At 55.4% G+C, this 14,543-nt stretch carries 16 protein-coding genes; 9 read left to right on the top strand and 7 right to left on the bottom strand.

Going from position 1 to position 14,543, the window contains the following annotated elements:
* Positions 1-2: 2 nt before the first annotated feature.
* The 3 genes from METAL_RS14555 to METAL_RS14545 are packed head-to-tail and all read left to right on the top strand — an operon-like array spanning position 3 to position 4,640.
* Positions 3-1,541, top strand: coding sequence for a nickel-dependent hydrogenase large subunit (locus METAL_RS14555; protein ID WP_005373434.1), 1,539 nt, complete (start codon positions 3-5; stop codon positions 1,539-1,541).
* Between the two features lie 7 nt (positions 1,542-1,548).
* Positions 1,549-1,995: a hydrogenase maturation protease gene (locus tag METAL_RS14550; RefSeq protein ID WP_245549388.1), complete on the top strand. Its 447-nt coding sequence runs from the start codon at positions 1,549-1,551 to the stop codon at positions 1,993-1,995.
* Between the two features lie 17 nt (positions 1,996-2,012).
* Positions 2,013-4,640, top strand: a complete 2,628-nt coding sequence (locus METAL_RS14545) for an EAL domain-containing protein (RefSeq protein WP_245549387.1) — start codon at positions 2,013-2,015, stop codon at positions 4,638-4,640.
* Here METAL_RS14545 and METAL_RS14540 read toward each other — a convergent pair.
* A complete protein-coding gene (locus METAL_RS14540; protein WP_425357673.1) occupies positions 4,626-4,913 on the bottom strand; it encodes a hydrogenase maturation nickel metallochaperone HypA/HybF in 288 nt (95 codons plus the stop codon). The two genes, METAL_RS14545 and METAL_RS14540, sit on opposite strands and share 15 nt — an antisense overlap.
* A gap of 189 nt (positions 4,914-5,102) precedes the next feature.
* Complete coding sequence (locus tag METAL_RS14535; protein ID WP_031429625.1) at positions 5,103-5,402, bottom strand: DUF1244 domain-containing protein; 300 nt, start codon at positions 5,400-5,402, stop codon at positions 5,103-5,105.
* A 393-nt stretch (positions 5,403-5,795) separates the two neighbouring features.
* Between METAL_RS14535 and METAL_RS14530 the strand changes: the two genes are divergently transcribed.
* The 4 genes from METAL_RS14530 to METAL_RS14515 are packed head-to-tail and all read left to right on the top strand — an operon-like array spanning position 5,796 to position 7,996.
* Positions 5,796-6,332: a septation protein A gene (locus METAL_RS14530; RefSeq protein ID WP_005373426.1), complete on the top strand. Its 537-nt coding sequence runs from the start codon at positions 5,796-5,798 to the stop codon at positions 6,330-6,332.
* A 3-nt stretch (positions 6,333-6,335) separates the two neighbouring features.
* A complete protein-coding gene (locus METAL_RS14525; RefSeq protein WP_005373424.1) occupies positions 6,336-6,638 on the top strand; it encodes a YciI family protein in 303 nt (100 codons plus the stop codon).
* Positions 6,635-6,907, top strand: coding sequence for a BolA family protein (locus METAL_RS14520; protein WP_005373422.1), 273 nt, complete (start codon positions 6,635-6,637; stop codon positions 6,905-6,907). Before METAL_RS14525 ends, METAL_RS14520 begins: the two co-directional genes overlap by 4 nt.
* 3 nt (positions 6,908-6,910) lie before the next feature.
* The gene (locus METAL_RS14515; RefSeq protein WP_005373421.1) at positions 6,911-7,996 is read left to right on the top strand and encodes a peptidylprolyl isomerase; all 1,086 of its coding nucleotides are present in this window, start codon (positions 6,911-6,913) and stop codon (positions 7,994-7,996) included.
* A 100-nt stretch (positions 7,997-8,096) separates the two neighbouring features.
* On the opposite strand, the gene METAL_RS14510 is transcribed toward METAL_RS14515, so the two are convergent.
* Entirely contained in the window at positions 8,097-9,089 is a 993-nt protein-coding gene (locus METAL_RS14510) for a hypothetical protein (protein WP_005373419.1), read from the bottom strand.
* 118 nt (positions 9,090-9,207) lie between these two features.
* Here METAL_RS14510 and METAL_RS14505 point away from each other — a divergent pair, with 118 nt between their 5' ends.
* Positions 9,208-9,438, top strand: coding sequence for a hypothetical protein (locus tag METAL_RS14505; protein WP_157203351.1), 231 nt, complete (start codon positions 9,208-9,210; stop codon positions 9,436-9,438).
* 116 nt (positions 9,439-9,554) lie between these two features.
* Here the strand turns inward: METAL_RS14505 and rsmA are convergent, their stop codons facing one another.
* The 3 genes from rsmA to METAL_RS14490 all read right to left on the bottom strand — a co-directional run bounded on the left by rsmA (position 9,555) and on the right by METAL_RS14490 (position 12,664).
* Complete coding sequence (gene rsmA, locus METAL_RS14500; RefSeq protein ID WP_005373416.1) at positions 9,555-10,358, bottom strand: 16S rRNA (adenine(1518)-N(6)/adenine(1519)-N(6))-dimethyltransferase RsmA; 804 nt, start codon at positions 10,356-10,358, stop codon at positions 9,555-9,557.
* The gene (gene pdxA, locus METAL_RS14495) at positions 10,359-11,363 is read right to left on the bottom strand and encodes a 4-hydroxythreonine-4-phosphate dehydrogenase PdxA (RefSeq protein ID WP_005373414.1); all 1,005 of its coding nucleotides are present in this window, start codon (positions 11,361-11,363) and stop codon (positions 10,359-10,361) included. It abuts the gene before it with no gap.
* A 125-nt stretch (positions 11,364-11,488) separates the two neighbouring features.
* Entirely contained in the window at positions 11,489-12,664 is a 1,176-nt protein-coding gene (locus tag METAL_RS14490) for an NnrS family protein (RefSeq protein WP_005373413.1), read from the bottom strand.
* Positions 12,665-12,849: 185 nt separating this feature from the next.
* Between METAL_RS14490 and METAL_RS14485 the strand changes: the two genes are divergently transcribed.
* Positions 12,850-13,410, top strand: coding sequence for a thioredoxin family protein (locus tag METAL_RS14485; RefSeq protein ID WP_005373411.1), 561 nt, complete (start codon positions 12,850-12,852; stop codon positions 13,408-13,410).
* 131 nt (positions 13,411-13,541) lie between these two features.
* Here METAL_RS14485 and METAL_RS14480 read toward each other — a convergent pair whose 3' ends face one another.
* The gene (locus METAL_RS14480) at positions 13,542-14,432 is read right to left on the bottom strand and encodes a carbon-nitrogen hydrolase (protein WP_005373410.1); all 891 of its coding nucleotides are present in this window, start codon (positions 14,430-14,432) and stop codon (positions 13,542-13,544) included.
* Between the last annotated feature and the right edge of the window lie 111 nt (positions 14,433-14,543).

The raw sequence follows: 14,543 nt of genomic DNA, 5'->3' as shown, positions 1-14,543 counted from the left end.
TTATGTCGAGAAAGATCATCCAAATCGACATGAACCGCGTCGAGGGGGACGTGGATTTCCAACTCGAATTGGAGGGTAGCCGGATTGTCGACGCCCGCTGTGTGGGTTCCCTCTACAGAGGATTCGAACAGATCCTCCTGGGCCGTAAACCCATGGATGCTTTGGTCATGACTCCGCGTATCTGCGGTATTTGCGGCACCGCGCAATTGAATGCCGCCGTGCTCGCGCTGGAGCATCTCGCCCGCCTGCCGGTTCCGCCCGCCGCCATGCGCATCCGCAATTTGTGCCTGATGGCCGAGACGGTGCAAAGCGATCTTAGGCAATCCTTTTTGTTTTTCACCGCCGATTTTTGCCATCCTAAATACCGGTCGTTGCCCTTGTATGACAAGGCGCGGGCGGCATTCTTACCGTTTCAGGGAGAGATTTACCGCGGCGCTTTGGAACATTCGAGGCATATCGTCGAGATCATCGCCCTGTTCGGCGGCCAATGGCCGCATTCCTCTTACATGGTGCCGGGCGGCGTGACGACGCCGGCAAGCAGCCGCCACCTCATCGACGGCCTGTCGCTGCTCAACAAGCTGACGCGGTGGTTCGAGAAATCCGTGATCGGGACGCCCCTGGACGATTGGCTGGCGCTGCAATCCGCCGATGAATTTTTCGACTGGCTGGAGGCGGGAGAAGCCCATGCCGACAGCGCCATTGGATTGCTGACCCGGATGAGCCGCGAGATCGGCCTGCACCGGCTGGGTTGCGGAACTCCGCACATGATCAGTTATGGGGCTTACGACGATCCGGAAGATGTGGAAAATTTCTCTCCTTACCGCAAACGCTTGTTTAAAGCCGGTTTCCTGAATGGCGATGCCGGGAGTATCGAACCGTTCGACCAGAACGAAATCACCGAACATGTGCGTTATTCCTGGTTTCTTCCTTATCCGGGCGGGCGCCATCCGTTTCAGGGGCAGACCGTCCCCGATTATCAGCCCCATTCCGATCGTTATACCTGGTGCAAGGCGCCGCGCTATCGGGACAAGGTGGTGCAAACCGGGCCCCTGGCCGATGCGCTGATCGACGGCGAACCCCTGATTCATGCGCTCTATCGGGCCGAAGGCGGCAATGCCTGGCTGCGCCAGTTCGCCCGTCTGCACCGTACGGCGCGGCTGCTCAAGGCAATGTCGCAACTATTGCACGAGTTGGCCGCGCATCCCGGCGAGCCGCATATCCTTCCGCCTGCCGACAAAGAAATTCCCGACGGCGAAGGCTTTGGGTTGGTTACCGCCGCTCGCGGCGCACTGGGGCATTGGCTGCAGGTCAGGGACGGTGTCATTAGCCGCTATCAGGTCATCACGCCGACAGCTTGGAATGCCTCGCCGAAAGACAGCGAAGGACGGCACGGGCATTGGGAAAGCAGTTTGATCGGTTTGACGGTCGAGGATCCGGACGATCCTGTGGAAATCGGCCATATCATTCGCTCCCACGATCCCTGCCTGGTTTGTACCGTGCATCTTCTCGACACCGGCAAGCGCCTCACCGTATGGCCTTAAAATGAACATGTGCCATATTGTTTGCTTCGGTAACGAATTGCACGGGGACGACGGATTCGGCATGCGCGTTTATGAGATGCTTTGCCGTCAGGTATGGCCGAACGATGTGAAGGTGTTCAACGCCGGCGTCGCCGGGCTCAACGCGCTCCGCTTTCTGGAAAATTGCAGCCGGGTGATTTTGGTCGATGCATTGGCCAATTTCGGGAGTCCGGGCCAAATTTATGTATTAAAATCCGAAGATCTGGCTGAAGGAAGGCAGGAGCTGAGCGGTCACGGCCTAGGCATTCCCTACTTACTGGAGGCGCTTAAGGCGATCCGGGAACCTTTGCCGGATATTCGGATTGTGGGGGTTGAAATAGAGGGCGTCAGACCGTTCTTTATCGGTTTATCGGAGAAAACCGAGCGTGCCGTCATTGAAACGGTTCGGTTGATACGGGGCCTCGTTATCGTATGAGTCCTCATAGCCCGAAATTGTCAATTATTCCCGTTCAATCGGCCTCTTTTATCTCTTCGGCCGATCCGCCGCGCTGGACAGGGCGAATCCAGTTGCCGGGCAACCGGCATGTCGTCGATATTCTTATTTTCGAGATTCTCGGGGAGTTCAAGGCCTTTCCCGCTTTCTGCCCCCATCAGGGCATCAATCTGACGCATTGCCCATTGGTCGGCGAAAAAATGCTGGTTTGCCCCGGGCACCAACTGTGCATTGAAGCACTGAATGACACGCACAGCTATCACGTGGAAAAAGTCGAGGGCCGGTTCGTGGTGATCCTGATCGAGGAAGGCCCTGTCGATCAAAACGCCCAGATTTTCGGCGACCAGCATTCCTTGGCGCTGGAACGGATGCGTGAAGAGATCGAACAACTGCGGATGGCCAATTTGAAGCAAGAGAGGCAAATCCTTGTCATCACCCGCAGCATGGATGCCATGCTCAGCGAATCGGAGCTGCAAAAGCTGAACTTCAAGGAAAGGGCCGAGCAGGAGAAAGCGTTTGCACGCTTCGTCAACCGCATTCTGGATACCATGGACGATCTGATGTTCTTTTTTGATAAAAAAGGCCGAATTCGCCGGGTCAATACGGCCGTGGAGCGCGAGTTGGGGTTTACCGAGGCCGATTTAGTGACGAGCTGCATCGATGATTTGCTGCCTGTCGCCGATCGCCAATATCTTGCCGATCGTCTTCCCATACTGCCATGGCCGGTGCATTCGGTCGTGATGGAAACCATTCGGTTGAATGGCTGTTACAGCGGCGAACATGAACTGTTGAGCAAACATCTCGATAATGCCCAAGCCGTCTATTGGCTAAAAAGCAGCGTATTGCACTCGGAACAAGGAAAATTGGAAGGCGCTGTCATCACCGCGCTGAATATCACCGAGCTGAAAGTGCGGGAAATGCGGCTGCGGCTGAGCAGCAAAGTTTTCGACAATTGCAGCGAGGCGATTTTTATCACCGATCCCCAGGGTACTATCCAGGAAGTTAATGACTCATTCTGCGAAATTACCGGCTATGAGCGGGGAGAAGTCCTGGGTAAGAATACTCGCTTGCTGAAATCGAACATGCATGATCAGGCATTTTACAAACAGCTGTGGCACTCTTTATTGAATCACGGATCCTGGAGGGGAGAAATCTGGGATCGCCGAAAAAACGGTGAATTATGTCCGATGCTTGCGAGCATCAATGCCGTTTATGACGATCAGGATCAGCTCATGCATTATGTGGCGGTTTGCTCCGACATCAGCCAGCAAAAACAGACAGAGCAACAGCTTCAGCAACTCGCCTATTACGATGCCCTGACTCAGCTTCCCAACCGGGCCTTATTCAAGGACAGGCTGGAGCATGAAATTCGGGTAGCCCAGCGTAGCCATACCCGTTTGGCGGTTTTTTTTCTCGATCTTGACCATTTCAAAAATGTTAACGATACGCTTGGGCATTGGGTAGGCGATTATCTGCTGAAAATTGTCGCCAGCCGGATACAACGCTGCCTGAGGGAGTCGGATACGATCTCGCGTTTGGGGGGGGATGAGTTCACCATCATTCTTCCCGGCTTGATAGGAATCGCCGATTCGACAGAATTGGCCCAGCGTTTGAACGACGAGGTGCAAAAGCCGATAGAGATTGCCGAACACGCCATACATGTCACAACCAGTATCGGCATTGCCGTTTTTCCCGATGACGGCAATGATTTTCATACTTTAACCAAGCATGCGGATACCGCCATGTACGCTTCCAAAGCCAAAGGCCGCGGACAATTTCAATATTTCGAAGCGGGCATGAATGAAGCGGCTCACCAAAGGCTGCTATTGGAAAATGCGTTGAGGCTGGCGATCGAACAGGAAGATTTTCAACTGCATTACCAGCTTAAAGTGGGAGGCTCCCTTGAACGTATTGCCGGTGCGGAAGCATTAATTCGCTGGAAACGGCCCGGTTTCGGGATGATGCCTCCGGATCGTTTTATTTCTATTGCAGAGGAAACGGGACTGATTATTCCGCTGGGAGCCTGGATACTCAGAATGGCCTGTCTTCAAGCCAAAGCATGGAAAGACAAAATTGCGGAGTTCAGGATCGCTGTCAATCTCTCTCCGCGGCAATTGCTGGATGATGACTTTGTTTCGATTCTGGACCGCATACTGGCGGAAACCGGCACGAGTCCCGAATGGATCGAGCTGGAAGTCACCGAAAGCCTGGTCATGCACGACATCGATAAGGCGTGCGAACGATTATGCCAAATTCGCAGCCGCGGCATTCGTATTGCGATGGACGATTTCGGGACGGGTTATTCGTCTTTGTCCTATTTGCAAAAATTGCCTCTCCAAGTACTCAAAATAGACCGCTCGTTCGTTCAGGCCTATACCGGCGACCCGACTTCGAGCGAGGCGATATTTATCAAGACCATCATCGCTTTAGGGCATAGCCTGAATATGACGGTGGTTGCCGAAGGGGTGGAAAACGAATCCCAATTGGCTGTGCTTAAAGCACACGGCTGCGACGAGTTTCAAGGTTACTATTTCTCGCCCCCGCTTTCGGCGGATGAGTTCGAAAGGCTCTGGCTTGACCCGAATAAACACGCGGTGGATTTCACCGCGTCTTTAAATAACGATTAGGTCTTTGATTTTCATGCCAATCCCTTGGACAAGTTCAACATGCAGGCTGCCGCAATGCGTGCAGGGGATGTAGAGTGATTCCATCTCCGAGCGTTCGCCGCACTGCCGGCAAATCCCCACTCCCTTGATTTCCAAAATCACCAGCTCGGCATTTTCCGCCAGCGAATCTTTCATGACGGTATCGAAACAGAAACGAAGGGCGGCCGTTTCCACGCAGGCTAACCGGCCTATTTCCAAGGTGACTTGGACGACCTTGCTGAATTTGTGTTCCAGCGCTTGTTCTTCGAGCGTTTCCCGTACGCTCCATAGGAGGGACAGTTCGTGCATAACGGGTGCTGTGGCATGCTTCGGCGATTTTAATCGAGCGGGTCAAGGCATGGCGTAAAAACCGGCATGCCTGGCCCAGGCGTTTCGATGTGCCGCTCGGCCGGGATTTCTGCGTATGATTCGGAAAAACGGATGTCAGGCTTTTGGTTTCTGTTTCAGTTCGAACGTCGCCAACTGTTCAGGAGTCGCCTCTTTCTGGTATTTTTCGCGCCATTCCGGATAAGGCATGCCGTAGACGATTCGGCGCGCTTGCTCGTAATCGACCGATTCGCCGCGCTCCCGGGCGGCTGCCGCATACCATTTGGCCAGGCAGTTTCGGCAAAAGTCCGCCAGAATCATCAGCTCGATATTCTGCACTTCGGTGTGTTGTTGAAAATGGTCGAGCAAGCGCCTGAAAACGGCGGCTTCGATTTCTGTCTGAATTTGTTTGTCCATGGTGGTTCCCGCAAAATCCGCTTCCCATTTTATCAGAAGCAAAAGCCGAATGATGTACATTTGACGGAGTCATCATTATAATACCGGCACAATTCCTGATGGACTGAACAGTCCACTTCAACGGAACCTGCAAGTTCCTGCTTCAACAGCACAGGTTGCCGCGGCGGCTTACGCTGTTTTAACAATTTTCCGGCAGCGGATACGACGACTACAAAAAGCCGAAAGCTGAGGGAACCGTTTTACACCGGCGAGAATCCATCCCGAGACCGGGCTTGAATTTTTCGGCAGCGCCCCCATTACAAAGCCATTGGAGGCTTGTCCGGAGATGGACGAATCATCAGAGATTACCCACAATAACAACTATTATATTGCGCCCTCCATCGCATCAGACGCATGAATCCGATACTCGAATTTTTTCCGATCGTTTTATTTTTCATTGCCTATAAATTTTACGATATCTATGTCGCGACCGGCGTCGTGATTGTCGCGACGATTCTCCAGGTTGCCTACAGCTGGTTCAAGACCCGCAAGGTCAGCACGATGCAGTTGATAACCTTAGGCTTAATCCTAGTGATGGGCGGCGCGACGATCATCCTGCAAAACGAGCAATTCATCAAATGGAAACTGTCGATCGTCGAGTGGCTGTTCGGCCTGGTGTTTCTCGGCAGTCAGTTTATCGGCAAAAAGCCGGTGATCGAACGGATGCTGTCGGCCAATTTGACCTTGCCCGATGCGGTCTGGCGGCGCCTGAACACATTGTGGGGGGGCTTCTTTCTCGGCGTCGGTTTCGTCAATGTGTATGTGATGTACCATTACAGCACCGACGATTGGGTCACTTTCAAGACCTTCGTGGTGCCCGGACTGATGGTCGTCTTTCTGCTCGGCCAGGTCGCACTGATTTATAAACATTTGCCGGAAACCGAGGAATAAACCGTGCTGTACGCGATCATCAGCGAAGACGTGGAAAACAGCCTGGCCAAAAGAGCCGTTGCCCGTCCGAAACACTTGCAGAGGCTGCAGGTGCTTCAGGACGCGGGACGGCTCGTGCTGGCCGGTCCGCATCCTGCCGTCGATACCGAAAATCCGGGCGACGCCGGCTTCACTGGCAGCCTCGTTGTCGCCGAATTCCCCGGTCTTGAAGAGGCCCGGCAGTGGGCCGATAGCGATCCCTATATCGAAGCCGGCGTTTACGCCAGGGTTACCGTCAAACCGTTCAAGAAGGTTTTTCCTCAATGACAGCGCAATTGATCAAACGACTGCTCACCGAAGCTCTCCATCCCGAAAAGCTCGAAATCATCGATAACAGCGCCGCCCATGCCGGACACGCGGGCAATCAAGGCGGCGGTCATTATCATGTCACCATCGTTTCGCCGCTGTTCGAAGGCAAGTCGCTGGTGCAGCGGCACCAGCTGGTTTATAAGGCGCTCGGCGATCTGATGAAGCAACAAATTCATGCCTTGGGCATCAATGCTCTTACCCCCTCAGAAGAAACCAAAGGAAATTAATCGATGAATAAAAAAATCATCCCATTGCTCGTTGCAGGCGCCGGACTGGTCGCCGGCTGTCAACCTCAATCCGGCGGCAGCACCGATGCTTCATCGGCGCCGGTTACGGCGATCGTCAAAAAAGAAGACGCGGTCGCTTCCGTCAATGGCAAATACATCGGCAAGGAGCAGCTGGAAAACCTGGAAAAAGAAATTGCGGCGCGCGCGCACGGCGCCACTTTCCCGAAGGAAAAGCTGGTCGAGGAACTGATTCAGCGTGAATTGCTCGTGCAGGATGCGCTGCAAAAACAATTGGACAAATCGCCGGAATATCTGGAACAGCTCGAAGAAGCCAAAAAATCGATCCTGACGCAGACGTCCCTGAAAAACTTCTTCAAGACCAACCCAGTTACCGATGCGGAAATCAAGGCCGAGTACGACAGCAAGATCGTCGCCGAAACCGGCACCGAATACAAGGCGCGCCATATTCTGGTGAAGACCGAAGAAGAAGCGAAAAAGATCATCGCCGAACTCGACAAAGGTGGCGATTTCGCGAAGCTGGCCAATAAGTATTCCATTGACGCGAAAGAGTCGCAAAACGGCGGCGATCTGGGCTGGTTTGTGGCCGATCAAATGGTGAAGCCTTTCTCCGAGGCGGTCGCCAAACTCGAAAAAGGCAAATACACCAAGGCGCCGGTGCAAACCCAGTTCGGCTGGCACGTGATTCTGCGCGAAGACTCGCGTGCGCAGACCCCGCCTCCGCTGGAAGCCGTCAAAGATCAGTTGACGCCTTATCTGCAGCGTCAAAAATTCCAAAAAATGATCGAGGGGATGCGCCAGCAGGCGAAGGTCGAGATTCTGGTGCCGCTGACCGAAGAAAAACCGAAGGCTGAAGCAACTGCACCGGCTCCGGAACAAAAACCGGCGGCTGAAGGTGCTGCAGCGAAAGAAGCGGCGCCTGCGGAAGAAAAAGCGCCGGCAGCCGAAGCCGCTCCTGCACCCGCCGAACCTGTCAAGGAAGAAGCGGCAAAACCTGCAGCCGAACCGGCAAAGGAAGAAGCCAAGCCGGCTGGATCCGTAGTACCGGCTCCAGCGCCCGAAAAGAAATAAGCGGGATTATTTTCCCGATCCGCTCGAAGGACGGGGCTAATGCCCCGTCTTCTTTCCTACTCAGAAAAAGCCCGGTTTTGGCTCCGCCGTGTACCCGGATTTATCCTTCCAGATATTTTTTCAGCTCCGCAGCAACCAAGCTCTCTCTCATGGTCTCATAATGGCGGCGCAGCATCGAATCGGTCGGCCGCGGAGGTAGCGACAGATGCGACTCGATTTTCGACTGCAATGTCGTTATAAAATGCCGTTTGAGCATCGAGTCTTCGGGAGTTTTTGTCTGTTGGCTTTCCTTGGATGACGACTTTGCCGTCTCGGGAGCGGGCGTTTTCTCCGGTTGGGAGGAAATTGCCGACGCCAGGGCCGCCACTGTCGCATCGTAATGGCGCCGAAGCATCGAGTCGGTGGGCCGAACGGGTTCATAGGATTTGACCGTCGCGGCCAAATGCGTCATAAAATGCCGGCGCAGCATCGAATCCTGAGGAAATACATGCGTCGGGTCGGGTTTCGGATAGGGTGAAGGCTTGGTTTCCGTGTTGGCTGCCGGCTCCGGTTCCGCAGGCGGTTCAGGCGGGAGGATCGGCGCCGGTTCATGGATGGGCGGCTCGTCGGCAACGGAGACTGTTTCTTTAACCGCAGGTGCCGGCGCCGGGGGCGCTGCTTCTTCAGGGGCCTTTTGGCGAAGTGCGGGTTCCTGGCTGTGCTGTTCGGCTTGTTTAATGGCTGCGGCCGTCTCCTTGCGGGTTTTCCAGACGACGCTCCAGACGACAAACGGCATGATCGCCGCGATAAAGGCCGAAACGCCTGCGACCCCGGCCAGGACCGGCATTTCTCTGTCGATCAGATACCTCATCCAGAAAACGAACAGCGCAAAAGCGGAGAAGCCGAAAATGAACTGTAAAATCAGGCTGAAAGGCGAGATCAGCCGTTTGTTCCGGGCCGGCTCCGCGTTATGGGCGATTGCGTGTAAAGACTTGCGGTGCTGCCTGCGCGCACGCCGCAAATCGATGATTTCCAGTAACGTAATGATTAGCAGGATCAGCACCCCGGCAACCGTGGCCTGAATTTCTATCGCGATCGAATCTAATACAGCCATAACTCCTCCTCTTTTTATTATTAAAAATCGTCACCTTATTCGGCAATTTCTTGCCAAAAGCCCAGGATAATTCAGTTAGGCGAAATATTTTGCAACGAGAATGAGGTCGCAGGGTTTAATGGCTGAAATTTATCAGAAACCCAAACGATTTTCTAATAAATTCTTTCCGGTTGGCGAATGGTTCGTTCGGTTCCTGAAGCCAGTCCGGATGCGAAATTGGGCCGCCATTCGGCGCATTTTCCCCTTCATGGCCGGGTGGCGGGTGGGCTGGCATCGGATTAAAGCAATTGCCGAGGAGGCGGCAGAAAAATCGCGGACAAAAAAAATGCGGCTCATCGGGCCGCATTAGAGAAGGATATCTAACTCCCGATTCCGCTTGGGAATCATGCATCTCAAGGAGTTGAATATATTCTAACCGGATTTGTCAAGGTGGGAATGTGGCATATTGTCGCATCATTTCCGAGCCTATTCCTTTTCGGCAGGGCCTGAGTTTTCGCCCAGCAGATGGCTCAATTTGGCGAAGTCCTGCAGTGTCAGATTTTCGGCTCTCAGCTTCGGATCGATCGACAGCGCATCCAGATCGCTGTCCGAAAGCAGATTTTTCAACGAATTGCGCAGGGTCTTCCGGCGCTGTGAAAAGGCTTGCGTGACGATCCGGTTCAGCTTGTCGGTGCTGCCGATCCGAACCGGCGGCCGGCGATGCGGCGTCAGACGAACGATCGAGGACATCACCTTAGGCACCGGATCGAAACTTTCCGGCGGCACGTCGAACAGGTGTTCGGTTTCGCAGTAATATCGCATCATCACGCTGAGCCGGCCGTATTGTTTGTTTCCCGGTTCCGCGCACAAGCGGTCGACGACTTCCTTTTGCAGCATGAAATGCATGTCTTCGATGCAGTCTGCGCTGTTCAATAAATGGAACATCAACGGCGTCGAAATATTGTAGGGAAGATTGCCGACGATGCGCAGCCGTTCGCCCTGTTCGGCCAGCGACGAAAAATCGAATTTCAACGCATCGGCGCTATGAATGCCGAGATGCGGTCGGCCTGCGAATTTTTTCTTCAATAAGGCGACGAGATTGCGGTCCAGTTCGATCACATCGAGGCGTGCGCCGGCCTGGAGGAGCGGTTCGGTCAATGCTCCCTGGCCGGGGCCGATCTCGACCCAGTGCTGGCCGGAACGGATGTCGAGACAAGCGATGATATGCCGGATGACCGACGAGTCGTGCAGAAAATTCTGCCCGAAGCGTTTGCGTGCAATATGTGCCATTTATGGTAGATTTCCTTGCGCCATTTGCGCCGCGATGGCCAGCGCGTAAAGCAGGCTGCCGGTCTCGGCCTTGCCGGTGCCGGCCAAATCGAGCGCCGTGCCGTGGTCGACCGAGGTTCGGATGATCGGCAAGCCGAGCGTGATATTGACCGCCTGGCCGAAACCCATGTGCTTCAGGACCGGCAGTCCCTGGTCGTGATACATCGCCAGCACCGCGTCCGCATCGGCAAGGTATTTCGGGGTGAACAGCGTATCGGCGGGCAGAGGGCCTTGCAGATTCATGCCCTGTAGCCTCAGGTTGACCAAGACCGGCTCGATCACTTCGATCTCTTCGGTGCCGAGGTGGCCGTTTTCGCCCGCATGCGGATTCAGTCCGCAGACCAGAATTCTGGGTCTGTCGATGCCGAACCGGGTGCGTAAATCGTGGTCCAGTACGGAAAGAATCTGGCGCAGGCGGCTGCGGGTGATCGCCCGGCTGACTTCGCTCAGCGGTAGATGCGTGGTGACCAGCGCCACGCGCAAGCCGGGCGTCGCCAGCATCATTACCGGTGTGCCGCCGGTAATAGCCGCAATGTATTCGGTATGGCCGGTAAAAGGATGGCCCGCATCGTTGATGATGCCTTTGTGTACCGGGCCTGTCACCATCGCATCGAAAACGCCCTCCATACAGCCTTTGACCGCCTTGTTCAAGGTTTTCAGCACATAGCGGCTATTGGCCGGATTGAGCAGTCCGCACTGGGCGGGCGCGTTCAGATTTACCGGCACGATCGATAATTCACCGTGCCGATGCGGCGAAGGCGGCAAAGTGCCGTCGAAACGGTTCAGCTTGATTTCGATGCCCAAACGCTCTGCGCGTTCGAGCAAGAGTTCCTCGCTGGCGATCACGACCGCTTCGCAAGGCAGATCGTGCCGGGCGATTTGTATGCAAAGATCGGGACCGATGCCGGCCGGTTCTCCCGGTGTCAAGGCAATCCGCGGGATGCGAGTCAGTGACGGCATGGGCATTGAGCTAACGGGCGCCGCAGGCTTCTTGTATGAAAAAGACTGCGCTATGGAACCGGATAAGGGAAAAAACCGGCGGCATCCCCTCTGCCGTCGTCGATAAGCCGATGATTTGCGTCATGCGCCGGTTAACCCTTTAGCCCGTCGATGCGGGGGGTCGCCAGAATTGGGGAATAGACATACACGAACAGCGCGAAGGCGGCCAGCCAGAACAGCATCGACAAATAAACCAGCGTGCCGTACCAGTCGGGCAGAGCGATCGGCAGCAGTACGCGGATCAGGGCCGCAATATTCAGCAAAATGAAGCCGATCGCCATTGCGTTGGAAGCGCGCAGCGCCCGGCCGGTATGGCCCAGGGAAACCCGCGCCATCATGCCGAGCGTCAGCACGCCGATGCCGCCGACCGTAAAGGCATGTAATGACAGAGACGGCTGCACCAAGCCGTACGCCGACAGCGCGGTCAGCCCGAAACCCAGAATGATCCAGCCGTAACCCGCGTACAAGACCCACAGTAAGGGCACATACCAGACGCGCTGCACATACCAGCCCCAGACCCGCACCAAATTGCACAGCGCCGCGAGGCCCGACGCCACCGCCAGCGGCAGGCCGTTGACGCCGGCCAGCAGCAGGCCGTATGCCAGCACCGCGCTGCCGACCGCGCCGTATTCATAAGCGGGGCTGCTGTGAACTTTGACGCCGGGCAGGCCGCGCTCGGTAAAAAACGGAAATACGCGGCCGGCGATCACCAGGATTAACAGTACGATCGTGGCGACCGCCAGTTGAAGGCCCAGCCAGGCCAGGTGCGGAAGCGACGCCAGAATGCCGGCGTGGATCAGACCGTTGGCGCACGCCAATATCAGCAGGATGCCGATAAAGATCAGGTTTCGATATTGTCGGACGGCTACGATGGGCTTGGCGACCTGATAGGCCAGCATGGGCAAGAACGCAAAATCGATGGCTGCGATTACCGCATCGGGCAGCAATCCGGCATAAAACGGCGCAATTCGCCCGTACACCCAGACCAGGCACAAGGTGGCCAGTTGATCTCCTGTCAGGGTCTGTTTGCCGGTCCAGTTTTTGACCGCCGTCAACAGAAAACCGGCAATCACCGCGACCGAATAACCGAGCAGCATTTCGTGCGCATGCCAATTGACATTCCCGAAATAATTGGCTCCGCTCAGTTTGCCGTTATAGATCGCATTCCAAAGCACGATCAACAGCAGCGCCGAAAGGCCTGCCAGGACAAAGAAGGCTCTAAATCCCAAGGCGAAAAGCGGATAATCGAAAAGTTTGGGTGAGGTCATAAATTAAGTGCTCCATCCGGTCCGGTTCGGCTCCATAAACCTTGCTATTATACGCAATTCTGTTTAAAAGGGTTCAGGGATTGACTTCCCGGCGGCGCTTCCGCGGCGGCAAACGGCGGTTTCCCGGCACGGCGGATTCTTTTATAATCGGAAGAATCCAACAACGTTCAAAGGAGGATTTACCCATGGCGGAAACTTTATCCCAAATGATGCCGCTCGGCACCACCGCACCGGATTTTTCATTGCCCGATACGGTGACCGGTGCGGCATTCAGCCTGCAGGACCTGAAAGGTGAAAAAGGCACGATCGTGATGTTCATCTGCAACCATTGCCCTTATGTGCTGCATGTGAAGGCGCAATTGATCGCGATTGCGAAAGAATACAAAGACAAAGGCATCGCGACGATCGCGATCAGTTCGAACGACGTGAAAAATTATCCGGAGGATGAGCCGGACAAGATGAAGGCGATGATGGAAGCATGGGACCGGCCTTTTGCGGCCTATCTATACGACGAAAGCCAGGAAACCGCGAGAGCCTACCAGGCCGCCTGCACCCCCGATATTTATTTGTTCGATGCCGGCTTGGCCTGCGTCTACCGCGGCCGGCTCGACGGCGCCATGCCGAAGAACGAGGTGCCGGTGACCGGGTCGGATTTGCGTGCCGCGCTCGACAATCTGCTGGCGGGCCGGCCGATCGATCCGCAGCAGATTCCGAGCATGGGCTGCAATATCAAATGGAAGACGTAGGGTACGCTGCGTGTACCTTGCCGACTCAACGAAAGGAAAGATCCGAAATCATCAGAAACGGTACGCGCAGCGTACCCTACGCAGTTGAATAAGATGCGCGGCGCGCCTTCTTTTAGAGGAAAGGTCCGGCCTTAATCGATAAAACGCCGGGTCAGGTCGCCGAATGCTTCGATCCGGCGGTCGCGCAGGAACGGCCAGATCTGGCGGATGCGCTTGCTGCGCGCCGGATCGAGCGCGGCGGTCAGGACTTTGACTTCGCTCTCGTCCGCATTGTCCAGAATCTCGCCTTGCGGACCCGCGATGAAACTGTTGCCCCAGAAATTGATCCCGACGCCGGCCTCCTGATCGGGCGCCTGTTCGAAGCCGATCCGGTTGCAGGAAATTACCGGGATGCCATTGGCGACCGCATGCGCGCGCTGGACCGTGATCCAGGCGTTCAGCTGGCGCTGGTGTTCTTCCGGCGTGTCGTTAGGGTCCCAGCCGATCGCGGTCGGGTAAATCAGAATGTCCGCACCGGCCAGCGCCATCAACCGGGCGCCTTCCGGATACCATTGGTCCCAGCAGACCTGGACGCCCAGTTTGCCGATCGAGGTTTCGATCGGCGTGAAACCGAGGTCGCCGGGCGTGAAGTAATACTTTTCGTAAAACCCCGGATCGTCCGGAATATGCATTTTCCGGTATTTGCCGGCGATCCGTCCATCCTTGTCGAACACGACGGCGGTGTTGTGGTACAGGCCGGGCGCTCTTTCTTCGAAAATCGTCGAGACGATCACGATGCCCAGTTTTTTTGCAACCGCGGACAGCGTTTCGGTCGCAGGACCGGGAATCGGCTGGGCCAGCGCGAAATGGTTGTAGTCTTCGTTCTGGCAGAAATAAGGTCCCAGATGCAGCTCGGGCAGGACCACCAGATCGGCCTTGGCTGCGGCGGCTTGGTGAATTTTTTCGATCGAGAAGTCGAGATTGCTTTGCCTGTCCAGATGGCAGGGCTGTTGTACGGCAGTAGCGATGATCGGAGATTTCATAACGGTAAAAGTGGATTCAATCCGGGTATTTTATAACGGATTACATGAAGGTGTGCAGTAGAGGGCTGGAGCCGGATTTTGGTTCCGGCCCTGTTAGGAGACCTTCGACGA

It is taken from the genome of Methylomicrobium album BG8 (assembly GCF_000214275.2).
GTDB classification, from domain to species: Bacteria; Pseudomonadota; Gammaproteobacteria; order Methylococcales; family Methylomonadaceae; genus Methylomicrobium; species Methylomicrobium agile.
This window is presented reverse-complemented; position numbering and strand designations above follow the sequence as displayed.